At 46.3% G+C, this 24861-nt stretch carries 22 protein-coding genes; 4 read left to right on the forward strand and 18 right to left on the reverse strand.

Annotated elements, in window-relative coordinates:
* Positions 1-70 precede the first annotated feature (70 nt).
* The 5 genes from P403_RS0107735 to P403_RS0107755 form a co-directional block, all read right to left on the reverse strand.
* Positions 71-2845 (reverse strand): glycoside hydrolase family 3 protein, encoded by a 2775-nt coding sequence (locus P403_RS0107735; protein WP_029332138.1) that lies wholly within the window; start codon positions 2843-2845, stop codon positions 71-73.
* Complete coding sequence (locus tag P403_RS0107740; protein WP_029332139.1) at positions 2842-3945, reverse strand: alpha/beta hydrolase; 1104 nt, start codon at positions 3943-3945, stop codon at positions 2842-2844. Before P403_RS0107740 ends, P403_RS0107735 begins: the two co-directional genes overlap by 4 nt.
* A 255-nt stretch (positions 3946-4200) precedes the next feature.
* On the reverse strand, positions 4201-5397 hold the full coding sequence (locus P403_RS0107745) for a DUF4317 domain-containing protein (protein WP_029332140.1): 1197 nt from the start codon (positions 5395-5397) through the stop codon (positions 4201-4203).
* Between the two features lie 125 nt (positions 5398-5522).
* Complete coding sequence (locus P403_RS0107750) at positions 5523-5702, reverse strand: hypothetical protein (RefSeq protein WP_029332141.1); 180 nt, start codon at positions 5700-5702, stop codon at positions 5523-5525.
* Positions 5703-5730: 28 nt separating this feature from the next.
* Entirely contained in the window at positions 5731-5949 is a 219-nt protein-coding gene (locus tag P403_RS0107755; protein ID WP_034801050.1) for a hypothetical protein, read from the reverse strand.
* Between the two features lie 400 nt (positions 5950-6349).
* Here P403_RS0107755 and P403_RS0107760 point away from each other — a divergent pair, with 400 nt between their 5' ends.
* From P403_RS0107760 to P403_RS0107770, 3 genes are all read left to right on the forward strand, one after another.
* The gene (locus tag P403_RS0107760; protein ID WP_029332143.1) at positions 6350-6982 is read left to right on the forward strand and encodes an HNH endonuclease family protein; all 633 of its coding nucleotides are present in this window, start codon (positions 6350-6352) and stop codon (positions 6980-6982) included.
* A 15-nt stretch (positions 6983-6997) separates the two neighbouring features.
* On the forward strand, positions 6998-7240 hold the full coding sequence (locus tag P403_RS0107765; RefSeq protein ID WP_029332144.1) for a hypothetical protein: 243 nt from the start codon (positions 6998-7000) through the stop codon (positions 7238-7240).
* Positions 7241-7320: 80 nt separating this feature from the next.
* The gene (locus tag P403_RS0107770; protein WP_029332145.1) at positions 7321-8331 is read left to right on the forward strand and encodes a serine hydrolase domain-containing protein; all 1011 of its coding nucleotides are present in this window, start codon (positions 7321-7323) and stop codon (positions 8329-8331) included.
* A gap of 168 nt (positions 8332-8499) precedes the next feature.
* Here the strand turns inward: P403_RS0107770 and P403_RS0107775 are convergent, their stop codons facing one another.
* The 3 genes from P403_RS0107775 to P403_RS0107785 form a co-directional block, all read right to left on the reverse strand.
* Positions 8500-9435, reverse strand: coding sequence for an aldo/keto reductase (locus tag P403_RS0107775; protein WP_029332146.1), 936 nt, complete (start codon positions 9433-9435; stop codon positions 8500-8502).
* Between the two features lie 115 nt (positions 9436-9550).
* Positions 9551-10144 carry a DUF4230 domain-containing protein gene (locus P403_RS0107780; protein WP_029332147.1) on the reverse strand — a complete coding sequence of 198 codons (594 nt, stop codon included), beginning with the start codon at positions 10142-10144 and terminating at the stop codon, positions 9551-9553.
* Positions 10145-10254: 110 nt separating this feature from the next.
* Positions 10255-10737, reverse strand: coding sequence for a hypothetical protein (locus tag P403_RS0107785; protein WP_029332148.1), 483 nt, complete (start codon positions 10735-10737; stop codon positions 10255-10257).
* An 893-nt stretch (positions 10738-11630) separates the two neighbouring features.
* Between P403_RS0107785 and P403_RS0107790 the strand changes: the two genes are divergently transcribed.
* Complete coding sequence (locus tag P403_RS0107790) at positions 11631-12314, forward strand: Panacea domain-containing protein (RefSeq protein WP_051667333.1); 684 nt, start codon at positions 11631-11633, stop codon at positions 12312-12314.
* 909 nt (positions 12315-13223) lie between these two features.
* Here P403_RS0107790 and rlmH read toward each other — a convergent pair.
* From rlmH to dnaB, 10 genes are all read right to left on the reverse strand, one after another.
* A complete protein-coding gene (rlmH, locus tag P403_RS0107795; RefSeq protein ID WP_029332150.1) occupies positions 13224-13703 on the reverse strand; it encodes a 23S rRNA (pseudouridine(1915)-N(3))-methyltransferase RlmH in 480 nt (159 codons plus the stop codon).
* Positions 13704-13775: 72 nt separating this feature from the next.
* The gene (locus P403_RS16410) at positions 13776-13937 is read right to left on the reverse strand and encodes a CxxH/CxxC protein (RefSeq protein ID WP_084157652.1); all 162 of its coding nucleotides are present in this window, start codon (positions 13935-13937) and stop codon (positions 13776-13778) included.
* Positions 13938-14295: 358 nt separating this feature from the next.
* Positions 14296-15588 carry a S1C family serine protease gene (locus P403_RS0107805; RefSeq protein ID WP_029332151.1) on the reverse strand — a complete coding sequence of 431 codons (1293 nt, stop codon included), beginning with the start codon at positions 15586-15588 and terminating at the stop codon, positions 14296-14298.
* A gap of 107 nt (positions 15589-15695) precedes the next feature.
* Entirely contained in the window at positions 15696-16487 is a 792-nt protein-coding gene (locus P403_RS0107810) for an MBL fold metallo-hydrolase (RefSeq protein WP_029332152.1), read from the reverse strand.
* A 10-nt stretch (positions 16488-16497) separates the two neighbouring features.
* Positions 16498-17334 (reverse strand): two-component system regulatory protein YycI, encoded by an 837-nt coding sequence (locus tag P403_RS0107815; RefSeq protein WP_029332153.1) that lies wholly within the window; start codon positions 17332-17334, stop codon positions 16498-16500.
* A 6-nt stretch (positions 17335-17340) separates the two neighbouring features.
* Complete coding sequence (locus P403_RS0107820; protein ID WP_029332154.1) at positions 17341-18657, reverse strand: YycH family regulatory protein; 1317 nt, start codon at positions 18655-18657, stop codon at positions 17341-17343.
* On the reverse strand, positions 18654-20501 hold the full coding sequence (gene walK, locus P403_RS0107825) for a cell wall metabolism sensor histidine kinase WalK (RefSeq protein ID WP_029332155.1): 1848 nt from the start codon (positions 20499-20501) through the stop codon (positions 18654-18656). Before walK ends, P403_RS0107820 begins: the two co-directional genes overlap by 4 nt.
* A 2-nt stretch (positions 20502-20503) precedes the next feature.
* Entirely contained in the window at positions 20504-21211 is a 708-nt protein-coding gene (gene yycF, locus P403_RS0107830) for a response regulator YycF (protein WP_029332156.1), read from the reverse strand.
* A gap of 249 nt (positions 21212-21460) precedes the next feature.
* Positions 21461-22753 carry an adenylosuccinate synthase gene (locus P403_RS0107835; protein WP_029332157.1) on the reverse strand — a complete coding sequence of 431 codons (1293 nt, stop codon included), beginning with the start codon at positions 22751-22753 and terminating at the stop codon, positions 21461-21463.
* 749 nt (positions 22754-23502) lie between these two features.
* Positions 23503-24855: a replicative DNA helicase gene (gene dnaB, locus P403_RS0107840; RefSeq protein ID WP_029332158.1), complete on the reverse strand. Its 1353-nt coding sequence runs from the start codon at positions 24853-24855 to the stop codon at positions 23503-23505.
* Between the last annotated feature and the right edge of the window lie 6 nt (positions 24856-24861).

Consider the following 24861-nt stretch of genomic DNA (forward strand, 5'->3'; position numbering starts at 1 on the left):
ACGCTTGATCTCCCGATAGCACTTTGTCTACAGTCTGCACCAGGCAGCAATACACCGCCTGACGTTTAGTTTACCCGTTTTTCATATGGAACGATTCCGTTAACGTAAAGGTGATGTTTTTGAGCTCCAATCCACCGAGTGCAAAGTAGAGTTTGAAGTAGTTGTGTGGATTAAAGACAAAGACGTCTTTCGTCTGCGTCACCCATTCGCCGTCCGTGCCGTTAAACGTAAACGTTGCGACCGGCATGTTGTTCGCAAACAACGTCACCGGCATCTGCGCGAGTTCACCGGCGTACGACCGGGCTTCGAACGTGACGTGATACATACCCGTTTCTTCTGCCGTCACGGCGAAGACATGACTGCTTCCGGTCGACGTATCGAGTTCGTCGAAGACGATCGGGACACCACTCTGCAGTTGCTGATGCGTCACCGCCTGTTCGTTCAGATCATCCGTTTCTTCCAGTAATCCAGTGACGTCGACCGTCGCTTCCTGACCAAGCGTCCGCTCCATGACCGGTGACCGAAGGATGAACTGACAGATGTTCGCCGCACTCCGTAACAACTCCGCCCGTGTCAACGTGCCGTCTGCAAGCGACGACAACGTATCATCTTCAAACGGATTCGCGCCCGGTTCCCCGACGACCATGTAGAGATCGTTTTGCGAGCGGACCATCGTCGCCGTCTGTTGCCGGTTGGCGTCCGTTCCTTCGGCATTGATTTTCGCCCACCAGTCGGTCATGACGACACCGTCAAAGCCCCACTCGTCACGGAGAATCCGGGTGTTCTGATCATAGAGTCCTGCGGTCCAGAGACCATTGACGGCACCATACGTCGTCATGATCGCATAGGCCTGCCCCCGTTTGACGGCATGCTCAAATCCTTTCAGATAAATCTCCCGTAGTGCCCGTTCCGAGACAATCGAATCGAGATCATGACGGTGGAACTCCTGGTTGTTGGCACTTAAGTGTTTCAGTGTTCCCGTCACGCCGACCCGGTGCATGCCGTCCAGTTCAGCGACCGCCATCATCCCTGTCAAATGCGGATCTTCCGAGAAGTACTCGAAGTTTCGTCCGTTGAGCGGATGACGGTGAATGTTCATGCCAGGTCCGAGCAACGTGTCGACGCCATTTTTCCGAAGTTCGAGTCCTGTCATTTCAAACAAGTCCGCCACGAGCTCGACATTAAACGTCGAGGCGACAAGCGTCCCGTTTGGCAGCGAAAAGGCTTTTGTTCCGATATCCATCCGGATGCCGGACGGACCGTCGGCACAGCAGGCTGCCGGGATACCGAACGCCGTCAACCGGTCGGTCACACCGCCGAACGCTGCTGCCGTTCCCGGAGTAACGCGCGGGGAATTCATCCCTTCACCGCGAACGATTGCCGCGAGATCCTCATCCGTCAACTGATCGAGGAACACGTCGAGTGATGTCTTGCCTTCGGAGACGTCCTTCAATGTCAGGCCTTGATCGTCCGAGTAGGTCCGTTCTGCCGGACGTTCCGCTAAGCGACGGGCTTCCGGATCAATCGTCCGCAACGGTGTTGCTTCATACGATACGTCGTAACCGGTCTCCGTCTGTTGCGGCTTCAAGCGGTCGAATGCCGTGACCGGTGCCATGTTTTCACTTAACGTCTCGATCACCTGTAACTGCCCGATTGTTTGCGTCGCCACGTGCGCCGCCGTCCGGACGTCTGTTCCGACATACAAGTGATAGTCACCTGCTTCAATCACATAGGACGACTTGTGTCCGGTCACGCCGGCATCATCGTAGCTCGTATATTCCGTCAGTGGAACCGTTAAAGTCAGCGTTTCACTTTGACCCGCTTCAAGGAGTTTGGTCTTCGCAAACGCTATAAGTCCGCGGCTCGGATTGCCGAGCTTCCCTTGCGGTTTCTCAAGATAGACTTGAACGACTTCTTTTCCGCTGTGCGTCCCTGTATTCGTGACGGTGACGGTTAACGTCACCTGTTGCTCCATCATGTCGACCGTCTCCGTCGCGACGTCAAACGTCGTGTACGATAAACCGAAGCCGAACGGATAGAGGACGTCGTCTTTCGCAAACGTCTCGAAGTAGCGGTATCCGACATAGATGTCTTCCTTATAAATCGCCCGGTCTTCATGACCGAAGTACGGTGTTGACGGGTACGCATCAAGTGAGCGGACAATCGTATCCGGCAGTTTCCCGGACGGTGTGACTTCTCCCGTCAAGAGATCGACCAACGCGTTTCCGCCTTCCATCCCGCCTTGCCATCCGTAAAGGATCGCACTTGGATTGAAATCAAGCGCCCACTGCATGTCAATGACGTTGCCGACGTTCAGTAAAACAACCGTTTTCGGGAATGCCTGCGAGACTTTTTCAATCAGTGTCAATTCGACGTCCGTCAGCAGGTAACTGCCCGGGTCTGCTGTGTTATCACGGTCTTCACCAGCCGTCCGACCAATCATGACGATGGCGACGTCCGATTGCGACGCTGCCCCAGCGACGATTTCATCCGTAACCGGCATTTCTTCCTGCGACCATGGTTCCGCCGCCCAGCCTTCGCCTTTATCAAACGGATGGTCCTGCAGCCAGGCTTCGTAAACATCAAGCAGCGACTGGTTTACCGTCAAATCCGGATGACGTTGCAGGGCTTCGAGTGGACTGACTACATGTGAGACATTGACCATCCCGCCTGATCCCGTTCCGCTCTTATAGTAGTTGAACTGATTGCGTCCGAAAACGGAAACCGTCGTCCCCGCAGCAAGCGGTAACGTCTGCAAGTCATTTTTTAACAGGACCGCGCCTTCTGCGACCGTCTTCCGGGCCAATGCCGTGTACGCGTTCCAATCCAATGTATATGTCGTCATCTGCTCATCCCCTCATTTCCTGTTGGTTGAATAAATTTTGTTTTGAGACCGTTCGCGATTTCCGTGATGCAGTCTTCTGCTTGCGGGTATTGCCCAAGTTTTTCGATGAAGGCATGATCCATGCCGTTGTACTGAATCCGTTTTGTTTTCACGCCGGCCCGCGCGAGTTTTCGTCCGTACGCTTCGCCTTCAAGACGGAGGTAATCGTACTCCGCCGTGATGATCAGCGCCTCCGGTAAGTTTCCTAACTTGTCACTGAAAAGTGGTGACACGTGCGAATCCTGTACGTTCGCCGTTCCTTGCAGGTACAAGCGGTTTAACAGTCCATCCGTGTCTTCCAGGGCTGTGACAATCCCTTCAAGCAGCTCCCGATTCTCGTTCATTTCGTAGTCATCAAGACGCCACTCAAAGTCATCCGTCGGCAGAGCCGCGAGATTGACGACCGGATAGAGCAGGACTTGGTACTGGATCATCTCTGTTTGTTGCTCACGATCGAGCAGCGCACAGACCGTCGCTAAGTTTCCGCCGGCACTGTCACCGGCGACAGCAAGCTGCGCGCGGTTGATGCCGAGCTGATACGCCTGTTCGTACGCCCATTTGACGGCCGTGAAACAGTCGTTCAGACCGCTCGGAAATGGGTGTTCCGGTGCGAGTCGGTAATCGATTGAAATCACGACGACGTTCGCCCGTTCTGCCAACAACTTACACGGATGCTCGACCGGATCAAGTGTCCCGCCGAAAAAGCCGCCGCCGTGGAAATAGACAACCGCCGGTAACGGTTCTGTTGACCGGGGACGATAGATTCGTGCCGGAATCGATTGTTCCGCACTCGGTATCATGATGTCTTCCGTCGTGATGTCTGTCTTCGTCAGGTCGGTATTGACCCAGCCCATCCCGGCCCGCGCCGCTTCGAGTGAAAAAGGACCGGCCGGTGAACTGTCTTGTTGCTGCTGCATCATGACTTCCAAGACGCGTGGATCGAGTACGCCACTTTCCGTCCGGTCCGGCACCGGTTTGATGACGACTTCAACGCCATCTTGCAATTCACCAGTCGTTTTTTGCGCTAACCGATCGACCAATTGCTGATACTCCTGTCCCATGAATCTTCCTCCTTTAACTCCATCATTTGCTTGCTTATCAGAGATCATTCATTTGTCAAAATAAGTATCGAAACCGCTTTCGTAAATTGTTAAAAAATTTTCCTGGTCCCCTTTATTTTCAAAAGAGACCGCTTACAAAACCAATCATACGCATCTTTATCCGATTAATCAATCATTCTGGATGATTCAAAAAAAGCCACCCGTCTTTTGCGTATTTCCCTTGTCGGAATGACGCGAAACGAGTGCCTTTTTGAATTAACTCAAAATATTTTCTTCTGAAACGAGCGTGAACCCGTCGATGACCGTGTCTTCCTCGACTTCGATCAACAGACATTGTTTGCCGTTGTAATTGACCTGCTTAATGTACTTCAAGTCTTGCGCACTGACGGAGATGTTCGCGACTTTCGTATTGATTTTAATTGATTTCGCTTCATAGTTCGGGACGATGTTACTCGCCTTCATTTCATATGTCGTATCATCGATGACTGTTTTGAAGGCCCGTTCGACCTGTTCCGTGTCGACGTCTTCGATGCCGCTCGCTTTTAAGACCCGTTCGACTTCTTTGACGTCAAGCATCGGTATCTCTTCCGTCTCATCTTCCTTTTCGTCTTCAAGGACAAGCAGGTGATTGACTTCTTCATAGACACCGGCCAGCGTTTTGGAATCGACTTCTTCGCCGATGACGAGCTTGACGATTTCTTCAAAGACCGCTTTGTCTTCTTCCGCCGTCACGATGTGGTCCCCGTTCAGGACGTTTTCAATGAAGGCAAGATCCGGTTTGTTCGGTTTACTCGCCGTGTAGAGGACACGGTTGACGTCCGCCGCATTATCGGTAAAGCACGGGAATAAAAAGCCGCCGATCGGTGAAGCGAGTTTGATGACGGGATTGATCAGCAGGTTCGACTTAAATTCAAGATCGACATAGTCAAAGACGAGCGACTGTTTCGGCAGTTCCGTCTGGTTGAGACTGCTGAGAATGAACGGTGTCGTATAGACTTCATCGTTCTTATCGACTTCCGTCTCGTCCGCCTGCCGTTTCGTCGTCTTGTAATACTGCCCCCGGATGAACGTGACGACGATATCGTTTTCGTACTGCACGTCCTGGACCATCTTCAGCGCAATCTGTTGCATCTGTTCCGTCCAGTCTTCCGTTTCTTCCGTGTACAATCCTTCATACAACAGCTGTTGCGTATGTCCGGTCGCGCCTTCTTCCGGTTGCTGGAACTTAACTTCAAACAGCTTGATGTCGAGTTTTCCGGTCAGGACTTTTTTGAAGTTCGCAAGGAACAATTCCTGTTGTTCAAGCTCAAGAAAAGCGAACGGCCGGCTTTCTTCATAGAAAATTTCACTCGTTTCCTTGCGGATATATACATTATAAATTTCGTTGATTTTAAGTAGTTCCGAGTCGACCTTAAAATGGCGACGGATATCACTGATGTCTTGTTTGTTCATGATGCGGTTTCAGCTCCTTGGCGTTTGAATTCCTGATGCCTCCTAAAAAAGGAGTGCCTCCTGTCCAAATCGAACAGAGGTACCCCTTTACTATACAAGATTTGAATCAGCTTCGCTGACAGAGTTCAATTCTTCGCCCGTGAACGGAATAAATAATGTTTGATCAGATAACCGACAAGAACAATCAGCAACGCGATGGAAAAGTAGACGATGAAATTCAGCGCGACCGGCAGAAAAATCGATACGACATAAATAATCATCACAGTGACGGCATAAAACAGCAAAAATTGACTGATGGCTTTCAATGGATTTCTCCTTTCGACGGAATTCATATTACTTCTGTTCGAATGCTCTAAAACTGTAAGAGTTCGTGATTGGTTCATGAATCACCAATTCGTAGCCGAGACCTCGTTGATCTGCCTGCTCGACAATCGATTCAATCTGAATTGTATTGAGGTGACGCTGGACGAAGACAAGTGTAATGATCATCAAGACGAGCAGTCCCGCTAAAATAAAACTTGTTGTAATGGACGTATGTAATCTTTTTTTCATCCCCTCAGCTCCTTCCTTCATTCATACGTTTTCTCTTATGTAAAGTTCCTGATTTTCCCATCAGTCTTCTTGGATGAGATAGACTCGTTGAAAATTTGTTTAAGAAAAGTTCAACTAAGTAAAAAATTATATATACAAATCATGTAAAAGAAAGCAGGTACCCTATGGTGAATCAAATCATCGGTCTCGTGTCAGTCTTCCTGATTCTCGGCTTGATTTTAATTTTTTAAGTAATTTATTTCTCTATTACTTTAGTCTTAATTTCCAAAAAATATTTTTAATCAAAAGTATTCAACTTTTGTAATGTTTACAATATTTTAACCCTATCCAAAATATTCAATGGCATACTGAAAAATGTAAGAGGATTCTCTCATCATACCTACATAAGAGGAGGCAGTTCATGTTCCAGAAAATCAAGTTACTCGCCGTATCGTTTGTTTTGTTCCTCACTGCATTTCAGTTCGACCTCTCACCCGTTTCCGCACTCCCGTCCGGGCTTCCGTCAAAAGCCACTGTTCAGTCTGAGCTCAACGCACTGACAGTCAAGACCGAAAGCACGATGACCGGTTACTCCCGTGATCTCTTCCCGCATTGGAGCAGCCAAGGAAGCGGATGTGATACCCGTCAAGTCGTCCTCAAACGCGACGCGGATTCTTACGTCGGCAATTGTCCGGTCACGTCCGGCTCATGGTACAGTTATTACGATGGACTAACGTTTACGAACCCGTCTGACCTCGACATCGATCATGTCGTACCGCTCGCGGAAGCCTGGCGCTCAGGAGCAAGCAGCTGGACGACAACGACACGCCAAGCGTTCGCCAATGACCTGACCGGTCCGCAATTGATTGCCGTCTCCGCAAGCTCGAACCGTTCAAAAGGAGACCAGGATCCATCAACCTGGAAACCAACTCGTGCCGGCGCAAGCTGTGGTTATTCGAAGATGTGGATCCATACAAAAAGCCGCTGGGGTTTAAGTCTCCAATCCTCTGAAAAAACAGCACTGCAAACGATGCTGAACACGTGTACATACTAAAAAGGAGTCGATTCGATGGAAACAAAAACCTCTACGTTTACCGCCACGCATGGCGTGATGACAAATGAAGTCGGCGTCATCAGTGGCGAACTGGAATTACGGACGACTTGCCAGGAAGACGGCACACTCGAACTCACGATTTCTTACGTCGGCTCAACCGACGTTTACACATTACCCGGTAAAGATTATCAGCTGCATGATCTCCGCGACCACGAAGTCGTGCACCGGATGCTCGCGACAGTGCTTGAGCGTGCTTAAAAACAGAGAGGACTATTATCTGTTTTCAATCATAAACAACTCTAAGAAATTGATAAGATATAGAGAGAGGTGTTGTGCATTTGCATCCATCCCATCGTCAGTTGATTTCCTACGTAAGTGATATCAAGGAACGAAATCATAGTAGTGCCGCTGCCTTAGTTGTCATGCAGAATGACAAGATTATTTTGGAGCATTACGAAGGATTTCATTCCAATGCGGAATCAAACGAAATTGGTATAAATTCCATGTTCAACATCGCTTCCGCTCGCAAAAGTTACCTGGCGTTAGCAATTGGATTTGCCTTATATGAGAAGAAACTTCATAGCCTTGATGATTTGGTTTCCAAATACTTGAGTACCTACGATAATAAAGTCTTGCAAGGTACAACAATACGACATCTTGTCACTCACTCACATGGGCTGAATGAACGACCTGACGGATTGATTTACAGAGAGTTCAATGCAGGTGAGAGGTGGGCCTATCGTGGCATCAACGTCCGAATCATGACTGAGCTTTTTAAGCACCTGTATGGGTACGATTTCACTCGATTGTTAAAAGAGCGTGTCTTCAGTCCATTGGGATTTGAGTATACAGACTGGTCAACGGAAGCAGCAAAAAAACTAGTTCAAGTCATCGATAATCCTGATTCGAAAGCAGATTTTGCACTTTACCCTTCTGATGATGGCATGGGTTCTAACCTACACACCACAGCAAGAGAATTAGCACTTTGGGGAAATCTTCATCTGAACGATGGTCGTCATGAAGGCGTTCAAATCGTCCCGAAAGAAGTCATTCAACTCTGCACCTCTATTCAAAGTCTTGAATATGAAGATACACAACTGCCTGCCAATGGACTGTTTTGGTACGTGCAAGACAAAGTACGAAATAAAAGCGAGATAGGAGAGCGCGTCCCGCAAGAAGCCTATCAAATCCTCGGAAACACAGGTCCCCTCTTACTCGTGATACCAGAAAGTCGTCTTGTGGTAGTACGTATGTATAATAAACGGTACAACTTTGGTGGAGACAATTATCTTCATTATCTTCGTGAGTTTAGTAATCTAGCCTCGGACACATTTTCAATGAATGGTTAAAGAGCATCCTCTACAAGGATTCAACGATTTCTCAGAGGTAAGGATATCATTCGATTTTGTAAATGAAATAAGGTCATCGAAACGTTTTCCTGTTTCGATGACCTTTCCTATGATTAATGTAATCAAACGATTTAGTCTCTAGAGATACTAAAAATAAATCGATTCAATTCACCACGGTAACTTCGCATTTTTTATCTGATTCTCCCACAACCCCCGTATCTCTTCGAGGACACCCATCGACAACTCACCTTCGGATGCAGATAGGTTGTGCTGCAATTGTTTACTGTTTTTAGCTCCAGGTATCGTCGTCGATACCTCTTCGTACGAAAGAATATATTGTAATGCCGCTTGCACCATCGACGGGTCTTGACCGAGGATACTGCGAACATTTTCAACTAACGCAGCTCTTTTCTCGATGTCTTCATCGCTCCAGCGATCCCGAATTCCACTGAATATACTGTGTCGATCATACTTTCCCGTTAACCAACCCGAATCCAGCGGAATCTTAGCAATGATTCCGACTCCTTGTTGATGGGCTGATTTCATCGCCATTGCAGGTTCCTGATGAAACATATTGAACATCACTTCAATGACCTGGCTGTTTGTACGATGCAAGAGTTCTTTCACTTCTTTTCCCGTATCGACCGAAGCACCGAAGGCCCGAATTTTACCTTCCGTTTTTAATCGTTCGAGTAATTCAAACTGTGGAGATTCACTCGTCAATGTCGCAAACGAAGGGTTATGCAGTAAAAGACAATCCAGATAGTCTGTTTGTAATCGACGTAGGCTGTTTTCGACTGATAACAAGAGCTGTTTCGGTTCAAAATTTTGCTCTCCATTTGAATGATGCCCGCATTTACTGCTAATCACGATTTGATCCCGTTTTCCTTTGACTGCTTTCCCAATCAATTCTTCGCTTTTTCCAGCTCCATAATTAGGTGCCGTATCAAAAAAGGTACACTCTTCATCGATTGCTTGCTCGACTAACCGTACCGCATCCGAGTCGGCCATTTCACCCCAATCTTTTTCATTGCCTAACTGCCATGCACCAAAACCAATTTCCGAGACTTCGATTCCGGTATTTCCTAATAATCGTGTTTTCATGGTTCTTCTCACCCTTCCTCTTCTTATGATTGTCATCAGTAAATTTCCTTGGTCTATTACTTCCATGCATCAGATAATAAAAGACGGTCATCTATGACCGTCTTTTATCATTCATTCAGTAAAGTTCAATCGTCACATCGTCATACCCGTTTGTTTTAAGGAAAGAGGTTAATAGTTTTTTGATTCGTTCATCTGCTTCTTTCAAAAAACCCTGCTCGATTTTTTCCTCTTCAATTTTTCTTTTTTCTTTATTAATGTCATCGAAAATCTGCTGGGATTGATAGTCAGAAAAAATATTCCCTTTGACATCCGTTACCTTGGCTGTATCTGTATCCGCTACATTATCAAGAATCGTCGCATTCGGAACCTTAACGTATAATTGCTTTGCTGTTTCGTCATAAGAGATCTGTAATTTCGAAAGGTCCGTTCCCGCTTTTAAATAACCATCATATTCAATTAGTTTGATTGCCTCTGCTAGCTTCATGTCGGTGAACGGTACCTTTTTACTGCTTCGACTGACTATGACCTTGCTGTATTCATATTTCAAAGTAGTCCATTCCGATAATTCTACTAACCGTTCTTTTACAAGAGCAGTGTCAGAGCTTTTAGTCGTAGAAAAGAGAGAAGGTTTGAAATAGAAAACGGCTCCCGCACCAATCACTCCGAGAATTAATAAAACAACAAACATATTCATGATTAGTTTCTTCATCTGTAAAATCTCCTTAAGTCTGTATCATTACACTCCTGGCATAGAGAATATGTCAAAATTTCGTTAAAAAGAGGTGAAGTAATCAATATCAATCACCTCACCTCTTGAGTTTATACTTCTTGATACTGACTGGATTCCATCGCTCGTTTACATACCGCATAACACTCTTCGATATGTGCATTTCCCAAGTATTTCATCGCCCCAAAGCTGATTCCGGCCGAGACAGCCTGACCCACAAAAGGAACGTACTTCGTGACTTGTTTGATTGCCATTTTAGCTCCCATTTTTTTCAGTAACTGCGCCACTACTGTTTTTGTAATGTACTTACCCACTAGTTCACTACCGACTGAAGAAATGATAATCGCAAGTCTTCCTTTTATTTCAGAATCGAGCTGATCAATCTGCTCAGGGGATAGTCCAAACTTTCGGTTAATCGCAGGAAGAAGCTCCATCATGATGACAACATCCGCTCCGACATCTGCCCCGGGAATCGGCACGACCGCTGCGGCGGCTGAAGCCGATGCTCGTTTATTCACCATTGCGTTACACTCTGCTTTAATACGATCTAACTCTGAAATAGAAATAGGTAACATGTTATTTCCCCCGGTCCTTAAATTAATTTCTATACTAATAAAAGATAGAATTTCATAATAAGTATCGGTTTCATTCCTTAATTTTACAACGGTTTTTTATTATTTACTGTCAATAGTGATTTATTCGTAATACCTCAAACCTTACGAACATAATGCTTATAAAAAAGATTACTTACTAACTACTATGTAACAGTCGCTGCTCATTTTTTTATTCAGAGGTATCATACTGATGTATCTTTCCGCTCATTCACTGCCGTTTCTAAAACGTACTCTTTTAAATTTTCCTTCTTTGTTTCAATAATGACTACATACTACATACATAAGAAAGACCATCTGAAACGCTTCTTAACGTTTGAAATGGTCTTTCTTATCAACTCTATTCACTTATGATACGGTTCTCCGTATCGCATCTAAATGAGGTTTTAGTTGAATTAATTGCCAGTTTTCACAATAAAACTTTGCAATTAATATTTTGACTTCTTTATAAATCATTTTGTCTTGTAGAAACTAATATACTCAGACCACGCCCTTGTCCATAATTCCATATTTCAGCTTACGGATATGTATTTTTTGGAAAATGAAAAACTCTTTCTTTCAATAGTTCAATAGCAACTATGGCCATTTGCCTTAGTTTCCTGTCACATATACTTTTTTATATTTAGTTGTAGTACTACAATCAGAACTAAAGAAAAACAAAGGAACTCTACATAATTTTTTCAAGGAGAAATATCATGGTAGATCAACTTAATGAATTTAATTGTAATAGCCAATTCTAATGTTATTATGTGTATTTTCATCAAGATGCTATTATAAACGTCAAAATACATCTAGCTTTTCAAAAACAATTAGTTATTGTATCATTAAAGAACAACAATTAAAAGGAGGAGGTAAATATGGACTCAACAACTGCAAAAGATGTTTCAGCATATTTAGTTAGCAGTCCTGAATGCTATTTTGGTAATTCTTTTGATGGAAATATGAAATTACAAAAACTTCTCGTATTTTCTAACTTAATTCACTATACTCAACATCAAAAGTTTTTATTCGATGAAGATATGTATGCTTTTAAAAATGGTATCGTTGTCGAAGATATTAGAATCCCTTTTCAAAATGACTATTTTGAATTTACAACTGCATTAGAAAATTTAAATCCAGTTTTTGATGAAGCACAGCTTTCATCGATTAATATGAGTATTGATATATTCAATAAATTAAGTGCAAAAGAACTTTCTGATTTGCATCATGAATTACAAACTTGGAATATTAAATTTAACAAATCAAGATTAGGTAGTCATTATATTAAAGATTTAAGCTTAATCAAACACGAGGATATATTCGAAGATGACATAGAAAAACTGAAAAAAGTTATTTCTAGTTATAATTCAAATAGAGATGATCGAATAATTTTTGAAGTTATTAACGACGTTACGTTTTACTATGATCCATCAGAAATCTCTTTAGACGATAATCCTGAGTTTATGGACTATCTTGAAACAGTTTCAAGAAGTGTAGGAAATGGCGAAGACTACACATTCTTTTTATCTTATGACGTAGATCAAGGGTTGTACTATTATTAATTTTGGATTAGGTCTTCTTCTCCGATTACCTTTCGCTGATAATGGTGTTCTTTCTGGTAAAAGAACCTTCTTAGTAATTGGAGAAGAAGATGGATACATATTATTACTTAACGTTAGTTCTACAATAGGAAAAGAACATAAATTATTACTAGATTCAAATGAAGAAATTATAAAATATAACCCACCTTTCAGAGTCCCTTCATTTGTTAAATTCGATGCACTTTATAAAGTTGAAAAATGTGATGATTTAAAAAACTGTATTTTATCTCGTAGTCGAACAATTGATAATACTGAGTTTGAAAGATTACAGTCACTTTATCTCGCGTACATTGAAGATAAAACAATTCCTTGTTCAACTACTACAGTACGTCAACTTAGAAAATATCTTACAACAAGCTGATTATAGAATTAAGATATGGTAATTAATTTACCCTTACTTTTACGTGATAAGCACAGCAACTATCCAACTATCCCAAGTTTTTAGATAGTTGGATAGTTGCTGTGCTTTGAATACTTAACTAAAATACGCAAAACTTCTTATGCTGTTTGAACTAAGCCTCATAATGTCCATATCACTACCTCATCAACATTGTGTAAGAATCACATTTGTATTGCAAAGTACATAAGTAATACCCCGTAAAAATTGGAATTGCATGTCCAACTCTTCCGGGGCAGTTCAAATGGAAAATTTTTATTAGTGTCCATCATTCAGGCTAAGTTCAAATTACAGACGAAGGTTTTCACATAAAAGATATTGGATTTGATTTAAAACTATAAAAAATTAAAAAAAGAAATAATAAAATACCCTCGTTAATTATAAAAACCACTTTATACACTTCAGATATTTATCTAAATAGAGATAACACTTTCTGTGATAAAGAAATCATACTATCTTTATTTTCATCTCACTTACTTATGGTACGGTTCATTCCGATTAATCCGATATGCCCGGTAAATCTGTTCACAGAGAATCATCTTCATCAATTGATGCGGAAACGTCATCTTCGAAAATGAAATCGTATCGTTTGCCCGCTTCATGACTTCCGGTGCGAGACCAAGTGATCCGCCGATGACAAACGCGATTTTGCTCTTGCCGTACGTCGCCAGTCGGTCGAGTTCTGTTGCAAACTGTTCACTTGTCCGTTGCTTTCCTTCGATAGCAAGTGCGTAGACATGAACATCCGGTCCAATCTTCGCTAAAATCCGTTCGCCCTCTTTTTTCTTCACTTGTTGCATCTCGGCGTCACTTAATTGTTCCGGTGCTTTTTCGTCCGGCACTTCGATTTCTTGAATCGAACAATAGGCGCCAAGCCGTTTCGTATATTCGGCAATCCCTTGCTTCAAGTACTTCTCTTTCAGCTTTCCGACCGTGATAATGGTAATTTGCATCATTTTTCTCGCTTTCTGACAGAAAATTCAGGAGTTATCCACAGAGTTATCCACATGTCCACATGTTGATAATTATTTTTTGCTTGACACAAGATATGTTGCGGGCTGATCACAGTACTCACAAGTGACGGTTTTTTCTGAATTCACTTCTTCCAAAATCGGGTATTCTTCCGTTTCATCAACGACTTCGTCAAGTGCTAACTCGACATGTTCCAAGCAGACATATTTATCCACAGGTCTTCTCCTCCTTTTTAGTTATCCACATTTATCCGCTACCAGTATAACAAAAATCGGCTTCTTCAACCGCTTAAAAGTTATCCACATGGTTGCGCCAAATGGTATTCTCGCTTCTTTTCGTTCCATGATTAACCTGCTGCTCATCGTGTCGGCTGCACGCGACTCCTACAGGAAAAAGCACGGCTCGTCCGTGCTGTCAGAGGAAAACGAGACCCTGGCATCTGCCGTCAGGCAAGAAGCCAACGGCTCGTTCCTCGCCTGAGGAAAGCGCGTGACAGCAAGACACGATGAAAAACACAATCCATTCCTCACAAAAAAACTACCCGTACATGTACGAGTAGTTAATCTGAATCTGTTATTGCACCGTCGCCGCTTGTGCCGACAACTTCACATCAAGGGACTGTTTATCCCCATTCCGGTAGAACGTCACTTTGACGGTCTGTCCGACTTTCGCATCACGGTACAGGACACTCTTGAGATCTGCGAATGAATTAATCTTTGTCCCGTCGATTTCGACGATGACGTCATTTGCTTTCATCCCTGCTTTTTCTGCTCCACTGTTGTTCGTCAGACCGACGACGACGATTCCTTTCGTCACGTCACTCGGCAGTTTCAGGCGGTCCTCACGGTAGCCGCTCGGGAACTCTTGAACGTCCCGAATCTGAATCCCGAGTTGCGGGCGAATGACTTCACCGTTCTGTTCGAGGTCACGCATGATCGGTAACGCTTCGTTGATCGGAATCGCAAAACCGACGCCTTCGACGCTTGCTTCCGCAATCTTCATCGAGTTGATGCCGATTAATTGACCGGATGTATTGATCAGTGCTCCGCCTGAGTTACCGGGATTGATCGCCGCGTCCGTCTGAATGACTTCCGTGTTGAAGTCCTGCTGCCCATCCTTGTTCGTATCGACCGGCACCGTCCGTTCCTGGGCACTGATGACACCACGCGTAACCGAGTTTGCGAAGATCCCGAGCGGGTTCCCGATCGCGAGGACCGTTTCACCGGCACGTAACGTATCGGAGTCACCGATTTTCGCGACCTGTGTCACTTTTGCTGCATCGATGGATAAGACGGCTAAATCATACGTCGGATCTTCGCCGAGGACTTTCGCTTCGAGCGCCGTTCCGTCCGATAACGTGACAGACAAGCTGCTTGCCCCTTCAACGACGTGATAGTTCGTCACGACATAGGCTTTATTGCCATCTTTTTTATAGATGACGCCGGATCCTGCTCCTGTCTCTTGATCCGCACCGCGGAATGAACTTTGTAAGTTCGTCACACTGACGACGGCTTCTTTCGTTTTACTGACGGCACCGACGATATCATTCTCGGCTTCTGTCGCTGTCGTCGCTGCCTGTTCCGTCGTCGGCTCGGCTGGTGTCGGACTCGTCATTTGATCACGGGCAAAGGGCCAGGCGATCAAGGCAATCAGTAAGGCGCCGATGACGCCACCGATTAAGCCGACAAAAAATGCTTTACCACCACCACCACGCTTACGTGGAGGTTCGTCTGTTTCTTCATATGGTTCACGATAAGGACTGACCGGTTCTTCTTCAGTCGGTCGTCGCGGTGGAAATCCGCTCTCCTCATCGGTCGATTGATTGATCTGTTCCGATTCATTCCGTGGTTCTTCAGGTCGATCCATCGGCACATGCCTCCTTCATAAACTCTCTTTACACAAGTATACCCCCATCACCTGGCAAGTTAGCCAAATGTGGGGGTCTTTTGAGCATATTCAGTAATTTCCCATAATCAGAGCTTCAGGAGTGGTGTCGGAATGACGGGATCGGTATCAAGCAAATGAATCTTGCTGAGGTCGACGTCCCGGCTCGCCAGTGTCTGGGAGACACTCATCCGGGCCAGTTCCTTCATGTTGTTGTCCTTGCTCAAGTGGGCCATATGGATCCGTTTCGTCCGCTCGTCGAGCACCTCGCTCATCGCGACTGCCGCGTCTTCGTTCGAGACGTGACCGTAGTCGCCGAGGATTCGGCGTTTGACGCTCCACGGGTAGTGTCCCATCTGGAGCATCCCGATGTCATGGTTCGCTTCGAAGATGTAGGCATCGGCACCACGGATCGTCCCTTTCATCCGGTCCGAGACGTAGCCGGTATCCGTGATGTGGGCGAGCCGTTTCCCTTCATGGGCGAACTGGAAGAACATCGGATCGGCTGCGTCATGGCTGACGTTAAACGATTCGACTTCGATATCGCCGAACTGTTTCACTTCGCCGACTTCCCAGAGGAACTTCAAGGCGGGATCAATCTTGCCGATTTTTGCTTCCATCGCGTCCCATGTCTTTTGGTTCGCATAGAGCGGGATATTGTACTTGCGGGCTAAGATGCCGACCCCTTTAATATGATCCGAGTGTTCATGGGTGACGAACAGCCCATCGATGCCTTCCGGTGACCGGTGAATCTGGTCGAACAATGCTAGCATTGCCTTTCCTGTCAATCCGGCATCGACGAGCAGCCGGCTTTGTTCACTTTCGATGTAGAGGGCATTTCCCGTCGAGCCGCTCGCAAGAACGCTATAGTGTAGGCTCATCGTGTATTCCTCATTTCTCTGAAACTGTATCGAGGCGTTCGATCGTCTGAACACCCCCGTCAATCGCGTTGACGAAATAAAGTTCTTCCCCGTCGAGTTCGATCTGCCACGTCGGCGGTAAAATCTGGACCGATTTTGTCCCTTCCGTCACGAGACAGAAATAGCCAAGCTTATGGCCTGTCATTTTTTTCGAGGCCGGGAAAAGACCTTGCTCCGACAATTGGATGACGGCTTCGCTCGCTGACAACAACGTCACGTCCTGTGCTTGGCGGACGACTTCGTTCAAATGACGTTGCTTATAGCTGACGATTTCCTTGTCATCGTTCAGCTGCAGGACGAGCAGAGACGGACCAATCATCGCCTCATCGTCCCGTGATTGCTCCGGTGTCGAATACAGCGGTTGTCCTTTATACGTCTGCACGAACGTCAGTTCATTTTGTTTATTATCAAACTTCCAAAACGTGTAGTCTGAACCGTGATTAACGGACGACTGGACGAATGAAGTCGCCGAGTCGCGCATCGCTTTTGTGTCGAGCGGTGACGGCTTCGACAACCGAACAGACCATTCGACCTGATTTTTGACTGATATGATCGCATCTTTAATCGGTGAGCTCTCTTTAGGTGCCAGTGAGCTCGAATCGACTTCTGCCGTCAAATAACCGATGTCGCGAGACGCGGTCTGCAGTTGTTTTTCGTCAATCTTCCGATCTTTTAAAATCGTCTTTCCGGACGCCGTCGTCGCGACGATCCGTGGTTCAATCATCCGATCCATCAATTGAACGACCAGGTAGACGTTCAGGATGAGGAAAGTCAGAATCAACAACGTCTTTGCTTTACTCCAATCCATTCAACATTACCCCTCATTTCCAATTGCTTGATCGACTGTGCTCCATTCTCCGTCCCGTTTGACGAACCATGCCGGTTCAAACAGGGCGTAGCGACTCGTCGCGATTTTGTATGTCATGCTGTAGCCGACTCGAATTCCGGTGATGTCCTGCATAAGGTCTGCTTGCTCCAGCTCTTTCACCGTCTGTTCAATCGTCGGTAACGTCGTTTCCTTTAACAAAAGTTTCCGGTCTGCCCGTAACATGCTCCGGCTGATCGACCGGATTTGATTTTCTTCGAACGTCATCTTGATCGTCGCTAAATCAAATTCTGGTTGTTCGAGCAACGGGCCAATTTCGCCGAAGACCGGATAACGATTCAAATAGAGACGGAAGATTGCCGTTTGTTGCTCTTCTTGACTACTCATTTGATCAAAGTAATAACGGAAGCCGCTGCGTTGCGTGACTTGGTCGAGCCAGCCTCCATGAATATTGATGTAGCTGACGAGCGTACTGTAATCGACTGCCGTACTTTGTGTGTTCGGTGACAGCGTGTTGAAACGATAGGCATTGTAATCCCGGTCATACGTCGAGACGCTGACCCCATCCGTCAACACGTCGAGTCCGTCTCGTCCCTTGATTTGTTGCACGTTCGTATTCGCTGTGAAGAACGCACTGCGGATCCGGTCGAGTGGTTTCGGGTCCTGTCCGACTTCGTCATAAACAAACACTTCTTCAAGACGAGGGGTTGCTGTTGCGACGTACGTGTAGTCACCGCCTTTAAGCTCGACCTTCGTCATCGGTTTTTTCTTATCGTAGGCAAAGAGACGTTTTAAGACTGTCTCGTCGCCGACCAATTGAAAGTCTTTAAAGCGACCCGTCGCTGACTCGAGCCGGAGAATCGGTCCGTCATAATCGAGCAGATAGAGCCGTTTAATCGGTTCAGTCATCGCAATCTCTTTTTCACCGAGTAGTTCTTCAAGCATCGCTGCCGTGACCGGTGTCGGGAAAATCATCTCGACGCTCCGTTTGCTGAGCGGGATGTTTGACGCTTTATCTGTCAAGACGAGGACACCGATATCAAACGAAGCACCAATCCGGTTCAAAATCGTCCGCCCGATGATTTGTGTCTGATAGGCTTCCACGCCATTCGAATAGACGACGAGTTCGGGATTGACGAGCTGGTTACTTTCAACCGTCTTTGAAGCATCAATTTCATTAAATGATACTTGTTCCTGCTCGATTGATTCACTACTTGGATGATATGTCCAAAGCATTGCCGTCTGAAAAATAGAACCACATACAAGTAGAATCAGCAGGGTCGTTTTCAGTCGTTGCTTCATCATCCGGCATCCACCTCTTCAATCACTTCATAAGGAAGGGTAAAGTAAATCGTCGTACCACGTCCCCATTCACTTTCTGCCCAAATGTCGCCGCCATGTGCCGAAACGACATCTTTCGCGATCGAGAGACCAAGACCTGTCCCACCAATCTTCCGTGCCCGTGCCTTATCGACACGATAGAAACGTTCGAAGATTTTTTGCAGGTTCGCTTTCGGAATCCCGACTCCTTCATCCTTGATGCTGATAACGATCCGTTTCGCCCGTAACATCGTCCGGACGGTAATCGTTCCGCCTTCCGGTGAATACTTGATCGCGTTCGTCAAAATGTTATCGGCAACTTGAATCAACTTATCCTGGTCCCCACGAATATAAACTTTCCGTTTCATGATTTTCCGGCGGAAGCGAATCCGCTCCGGTTTCGTCATGTCATGACGATCGAGAATTTCATTAATGAACTGGATATAGTCGAAGCGCACTTTATTCATCTTGTATTCCTTACTATCCATTTTCGACAGTTGCAGGAGGTCTGTGACGAGACGAATCATCCGCTCCGTCTCATTTTGTGTCGTCTCAAGGAAGCGTGGTGCCAGTTCTTCGTCTTGATAGGCCCCTTCTGCGAGTGCTTCGAGATAACTCCGCATCGTCGTCAATGGAGTCCGGAGTTCGTGACTGACGTTCGCGACGAACTCGCGGCGGTCCTGTTCGACTTGCTCTTGTTCCGTGACGTCATGCAAGACGATGATCATTCCGGTAATCGGTCCACTGTGTTTCTTGACGGGCGAGAAGAACGCCCGGACGAGGAATAGCTCATCCTCACTACTGAAATCAAGCAAACGTGGTGGCATTGTTCCGTCTTCCGGAATCATGAAATCGTCCCCGAGTGCGAGCAAATCCTTCAGATTCGTTCCGACCATGCCTGCCTCTTCGACGCCGACGATGTCTTTCGCCTGATCGTTCATCAAGATGACACGGAGCGTCCGGTCCGTTGCAATCACACCATCCGTCATGTTTTCGAGGACGCTCGTCAACTTCCGTCGTTCCGCTTCCGTCGTCGCGTTTGCTTCGAGCAACTCGTCGGTCAATTCATTGAACGACCGGGCCAGCTGTCCGATTTCGTCATCGGAATAGACTTTTACTTTCCGGGAGAAGTTCCCCCGGCGCATCTCGATTGCTTGCCGACGCATGTCGGAAATCGGTCGCGTGATCGTTCGAGATAACAGCACCCCGAGAATCGACGTGATGACAAGTGCAATCACTGTTCCCGTCGCTAGAATGCGGGTGACCTGTTGCATCTGTGAATAGATCGACTCCATCGATGCCCGGACATAAATCATCCCGATCGTCGAACCATCACCTTCTGACGTGACAGGTACGGCGAAGATTCGGATTTTATCTTCATTCGGATCAAGGACGGTATCGATTCGGGTCGAACTCGTCGCCTGCGCTTTTTTGATTAACGAGTTTGTCGCCCGTTGCCCAACCGCCGACTGGTTGTCCTCATCCGACGTCGCTTGAATGACAGAATCCTGATCGATGATTTGGACTTCGAGAATGTCGTTCCTTGAAGTGGAGCCACTACTAAACTCAGACAGCAGCTGCCCAAGAGACTCAGACAACTGCCGTTTAGAGGCTTCATCATCGCCTGCCTTATCAAATTCCTTCCCGACATTGTAAGCTACAAGTCCGGCTCGGTCCTCGACAGATTTTGAGAAGTTTGTAATGTACTGCTTTTCAAGGGAACGAACGAAATAGACTCCAATGACTTGCATCGCGACTAAAATCAGTAACGCGTATATGACGACAAGTTTCCACTGGATGGATTTAAAGAAGTTCGTTCCTTTTAACATAGTTATTCATTCTCCCCATCTTGGAGATAATAACCGACACCACGACGTGTCATGATATAGATTGGTGTACTTGGATTGTCTTCGACTTTCTCACGTAGACGGCGTACCGTCACATCGACCGTCCGAACGTCGCCGAAGTAATCATAGCCCCAGACTGTCTGAAGAAGATGTTCGCGCGTCATGACTTGTCCGATGTTCTTCGCTAAATAATGCAACAGTTCGAATTCACGTTGTGTGAGTTCGATTTTTTCTTCACGCTTCGTGACCGTATGAGAGTTTAAATGAATCGTCAACTCACCAATCGTAATATCATCCGGGTCATCACTGACTGGTTTTTCATCACGTCCTCGTTTTCGCATGTTCGCTTTGACACGTGCGAGTAGCTCGCGTGAACTAAACGGTTTCGTTACGTAATCATCCGCACCGAGTTCCAGTCCGAGTACTTTATCGATTTCTGAGTCTTTTGCCGTCAACATGATGATGGGTGTCTCAAGTGTTTTTCGGACTTCACGACAGACTTCCATCCCATCCATTAAAGGCAACATGATGTCGAGCAAGATCAAGTCTGGTTTGAATTCCTCGACCTTCTCAAGTGCTTCGATGCCATCATTGGCAACAGCGACGCTGTAACCTTCTTTTTCAAGTTTAAATTTTAATATATCCGCAATCGGTTGTTCGTCGTCGACGACGAGTATTCTACGTTCCGTCAATGGGTGTTCCCCCTTAAAAAATTTCTATTCAATCTATTTTACCTGTTTTTTCGGCATATAGAAAGGTGGCGACGGAAACTACCGACGCCACACCCCTACCATTCAACCGATTTCATGTGGAACGTTCCACGTGAAACATTACTTTTAGTATACGCTCTTATCCTTTTGTTTGTGAATTATTTCGCTTATCAAAAGATATAAAAAAAACAGGTGCGGCATCGATTGATGCCACGCCTGTTTGTATTCGACTTATGCTTCTTCGTAAAGATCGCGAAGGACGACTGTCTGCTCGCGACCTGGTCCGACCGAGAACGTGACGAGTGAAATGTTCGTCAAATCTGCGATCCGTTTTACGTAGTTTTGAGCATTGATCGGAAGGTCTTCAAACTTACGAATCCCTGTAATATCTTCTTTCCAACCCGGTAACTCTTCGTAGACCGGGACACACGCTTCAAGATCACGGAAGCTTGCTGGGTACTCATCGATTTGTTTTCCGTTGAATTCGTACGATGTACAAATCTTCAACGTTTCAATCCCCGTCAAGACATCGATCGAGTTCAAGGACAGGTCTGTCAAACCACTCGTCCGACGTGAGTGACGAACGACAACCGAGTCGAACCAACCGACGCGACGCGGACGACCTGTCGTCGTACCATATTCGCGACCGACTTCACGGATGTGATGACCGATTTCATCGAACAATTCCGTTGGGAACGGACCATCACCAACACGTGACGTATAGGCCTTACAGACACCGACGACGTGGTCGATACGAGCAGGACCGACACCGACACCTGACGCGACGCCACCCGCTGAAGCATTTGATGATGTGACGAACGGATACGTTCCGTGGTCGAGATCGAGCAAGACACCTTGCGCTCCTTCAAACAACACTTTTTCCCCTTTATCGAGGCTATCGTTGACGACGACTGATGTATCACAGACATACTTCGCGAATTCTTGACCATACGCGTAGTACTCTTCGAAGATATCATCAAAGGCAATCGGCTCTGCGTCGTACATTTTCGTAAACATCCGGTTCTTCTGTTCAAGCACGATTTGAAGTTTTTCAGCGAATGTTTCTTTATCGAGTAAGTCTGCCATCCGGATCCCGATCCGTGCTGCTTTATCCATGTAGCACGGTCCGATTCCTTTCAGCGTCGTTCCGACTTTCGCGTCGCCTTTTGCTTCTTCTTCGAGCTGATCTTGCAATTGATGGTATGGCAAGATAACATGAGCACGATTTGAAATTAATAAGTTATCTGTAGAAACACCACGATCGTGCAGATACTTTAATTCCTTGACGAGCGATTTCGGATTGACGACTAGGCCATTTCCGATGACACATTTCTTGTCTGAGTAAAAGATCCCTGAAGGAATCAAGTGTAACTTATACGTCTCATTATTGAATACGATTGTATGTCCTGCATTGTCCCCACCTTGATAACGAGCGACGACATCGGCTTTTTTCGAAAGGAAATCGGTAATTTTACCTTTCCCTTCGTCGCCCCACTGTGTTCCGACTACTACTACTGATGACATATTCTCATCCACCTCCACGTACGATTCAAAACCACGACTAAGTGTAACGCGGAAAAAAACAGAAGTCAATCAAATACCGAACAATTAATTAATGTATTTCTGTTTCGTTCGTTTAATTACTCCTTTTTGCTTCCTTTTTTCCTTTACTTTCAAGATATCGAAACATAATGATTCTTCCCGATGACTTCGTTTGTCCAAATCGTTATACTTCCTTTATGTGCTTTACTCTCGTCTTGTTTATCAAAATCGGGGGCTAGGCTACAGATACACTACTATTTAATTCTTCTACATACGCCCGCCGCGCTTTTCCTCTCCGAATCGACTTCTGAGCGGCAATCCCTTGCGCCGCTTCGCTTCGCTGCAGGGTCGCGCCTGATTGCTGTTCGCTCAAAAGCGATTCAATTCGGAACGCGCGACTCAACAAATCGATCCCCAATGATCCATACGACCCGCTACACAAGACAACCGTTTTACTTCTCGTGACTCCTACGGGAAAAAGCACAAGACGTCTTGTGCTGTCAGAGGCAGGCAAGACCCTGCTCCGTGTTCGTCAGAACGAAGGAGCAACGGCTTGCGCCTCGCCCGAGGAAAGCACGAGAAGAAAGACACGGTTGTCAGAAAGCAGAAAGCAAAAAGCCCCGTTCACAACATTGAATTTATCTTGTCCACACGTGAACTAAACTAACACCCCAGTCATGATTTTCTACAAACAAAAACACCCCGACCTGGTTAGATCGAGGTGTTGCTTGTTACGCCGGTGGAGCATACGAATTACTCGGCTCAAGATCGACGAATTTATTAAATTCTTTCCGAAAAGCGAGTTTAACCGTACCGGTCGGACCATTCCGCTGTTTCGCGATGATGATCTCGATCGTATTCGCATCTTCCGTTTCTTTGTTGTAGTAATCGTCCCGGTATAAGAAGGCGACGATATCCGCATCTTGCTCAATCGCCCCTGATTCCCGGATATCCGACATCATCGGTCGTTTATCTTGACGACTCTCCACACCACGCGAGAGCTGCGATAAGGCGATGACGGGCACTTCGAGTTCACGTGCGAGCGACTTTAAGGAACGGGAAATCTCTGAGACTTCCTGTTGACGGTTGTCGCTTGAGCGACCGTTCCCTTGAATCAACTGCAAGTAATCAATCATGATCATGCCGAGTCCGTGCTCTTGCTTTAAGCGACGACACTTCGCCCGGATATCATTGACACGAATCCCTGGCGTATCATCGATGTAAATCCCTGCTTGCGACAGACTGCTCATCGCGAGCGACAGTTTACCCCAATCTTCATCTTCGAGTTGCCCCGTCCGGAGACGTTGCGCATCGACGTTGCCTTCTGCACAGAGCATCCGCATGACGAGTTGTTCCGCACCCATCTCAAGACTAAAGATGGCAACATTCTCGTCGGCACGGGTGGCGACGTTTTGCGAGATGTTCAAGGCGAATGCCGTCTTCCCGACAGACGGACGGGCGGCGACGATGATTAAATCGTTACGCTGGAACCCGGCCGTCACTTGATCGAGGTCGCGGAAGCCGGTCGGAATCCCGGTCGTTTCACCGCTTTGCTTATGCAATTTATCAATCGTCGCATACGCGCTCGTCAAGACGTCAGAAATCGGGATGAAGCTTGCGCTCCCCTTGCCTTGCGAGACTTCAAGAATCTTCCGTTCTGCTTCATTCAGCAGGACGTCGACTTCATTTTGTCGTTCGTACCCGTCTGTGACGATTTCATTCGCTGTCCGGATTAAACGGCGGAGCGTTGATTTTTGGTCGACGACATTGACGTAATAATTGATATTCGCCGCTGTCGGGACACCTTCCGCAAGCTCACCGAGATAGGCAAGCCCGCCGATTTCTTCCAAGACACCAAGCGTGCTCAGTTCCGCCGTGACGGTGACGAGATCGATCGCTTCGCCACGGTCCGACAACACGAGCATCGCTTCAAAAATCCGTTGGTGTGCCGCTCGATAAAAATCGTGTGGCAATAATCGTTCGGACGCACTGATCAATCGATCAGCATCAATCATGATCGCCCCAAGGACGGCTTGTTCCGCCTCGATACTTTGGGGTGGCGTATTTTGCATTACATCACTCATCACCGA

Source organism: Exiguobacterium oxidotolerans JCM 12280 (assembly GCF_000702625.1).
Classification (GTDB): Bacteria; Bacillota; Bacilli; order Exiguobacteriales; family Exiguobacteriaceae; genus Exiguobacterium_A; species Exiguobacterium_A oxidotolerans.

Excerpts from the sequence above, each read along its gene's own strand:
- P403_RS0107735 (WP_029332138.1), bottom strand. The coding sequence starts at position 2,845 with ATGACGACATATACATTGGATTGGAACGCGTACACGGCATTGGCCCGG.
- P403_RS0107740 (WP_029332139.1), bottom strand. The coding sequence starts at position 3,945 with ATGGGACAGGAGTATCAGCAATTGGTCGATCGGTTAGCGCAAAAAACG.
- P403_RS0107745 (WP_029332140.1), bottom strand. The coding sequence starts at position 5,397 with ATGAACAAACAAGACATCAGTGATATCCGTCGCCATTTTAAGGTCGAC.
- P403_RS0107755 (WP_034801050.1), bottom strand. The coding sequence starts at position 5,949 with ATGAAAAAAAGATTACATACGTCCATTACAACAAGTTTTATTTTAGCG.
- P403_RS0107760 (WP_029332143.1), top strand. The coding sequence starts at position 6,350 with ATGTTCCAGAAAATCAAGTTACTCGCCGTATCGTTTGTTTTGTTCCTC.
- P403_RS0107765 (WP_029332144.1), top strand. The coding sequence starts at position 6,998 with ATGGAAACAAAAACCTCTACGTTTACCGCCACGCATGGCGTGATGACA.
- P403_RS0107775 (WP_029332146.1), bottom strand. The coding sequence starts at position 9,435 with ATGAAAACACGATTATTAGGAAATACCGGAATCGAAGTCTCGGAAATT.
- P403_RS0107780 (WP_029332147.1), bottom strand. The coding sequence starts at position 10,144 with ATGAAGAAACTAATCATGAATATGTTTGTTGTTTTATTAATTCTCGGA.
- P403_RS0107785 (WP_029332148.1), bottom strand. The coding sequence starts at position 10,737 with ATGTTACCTATTTCTATTTCAGAGTTAGATCGTATTAAAGCAGAGTGT.
- P403_RS0107790 (WP_051667333.1), top strand. The coding sequence starts at position 11,631 with ATGGACTCAACAACTGCAAAAGATGTTTCAGCATATTTAGTTAGCAGT.
- rlmH (WP_029332150.1), bottom strand. The coding sequence starts at position 13,703 with ATGCAAATTACCATTATCACGGTCGGAAAGCTGAAAGAGAAGTACTTG.
- P403_RS0107805 (WP_029332151.1), bottom strand. The coding sequence starts at position 15,588 with ATGGATCGACCTGAAGAACCACGGAATGAATCGGAACAGATCAATCAA.
- P403_RS0107810 (WP_029332152.1), bottom strand. The coding sequence starts at position 16,487 with ATGAGCCTACACTATAGCGTTCTTGCGAGCGGCTCGACGGGAAATGCC.
- P403_RS0107815 (WP_029332153.1), bottom strand. The coding sequence starts at position 17,334 with ATGGATTGGAGTAAAGCAAAGACGTTGTTGATTCTGACTTTCCTCATC.
- P403_RS0107820 (WP_029332154.1), bottom strand. The coding sequence starts at position 18,657 with ATGATGAAGCAACGACTGAAAACGACCCTGCTGATTCTACTTGTATGT.
- walK (WP_029332155.1), bottom strand. The coding sequence starts at position 20,501 with ATGTTAAAAGGAACGAACTTCTTTAAATCCATCCAGTGGAAACTTGTC.
- P403_RS0107835 (WP_029332157.1), bottom strand. The coding sequence starts at position 22,753 with ATGTCATCAGTAGTAGTAGTCGGAACACAGTGGGGCGACGAAGGGAAA.
- dnaB (WP_029332158.1), bottom strand. The coding sequence starts at position 24,855 with ATGAGTGATGTAATGCAAAATACGCCACCCCAAAGTATCGAGGCGGAA.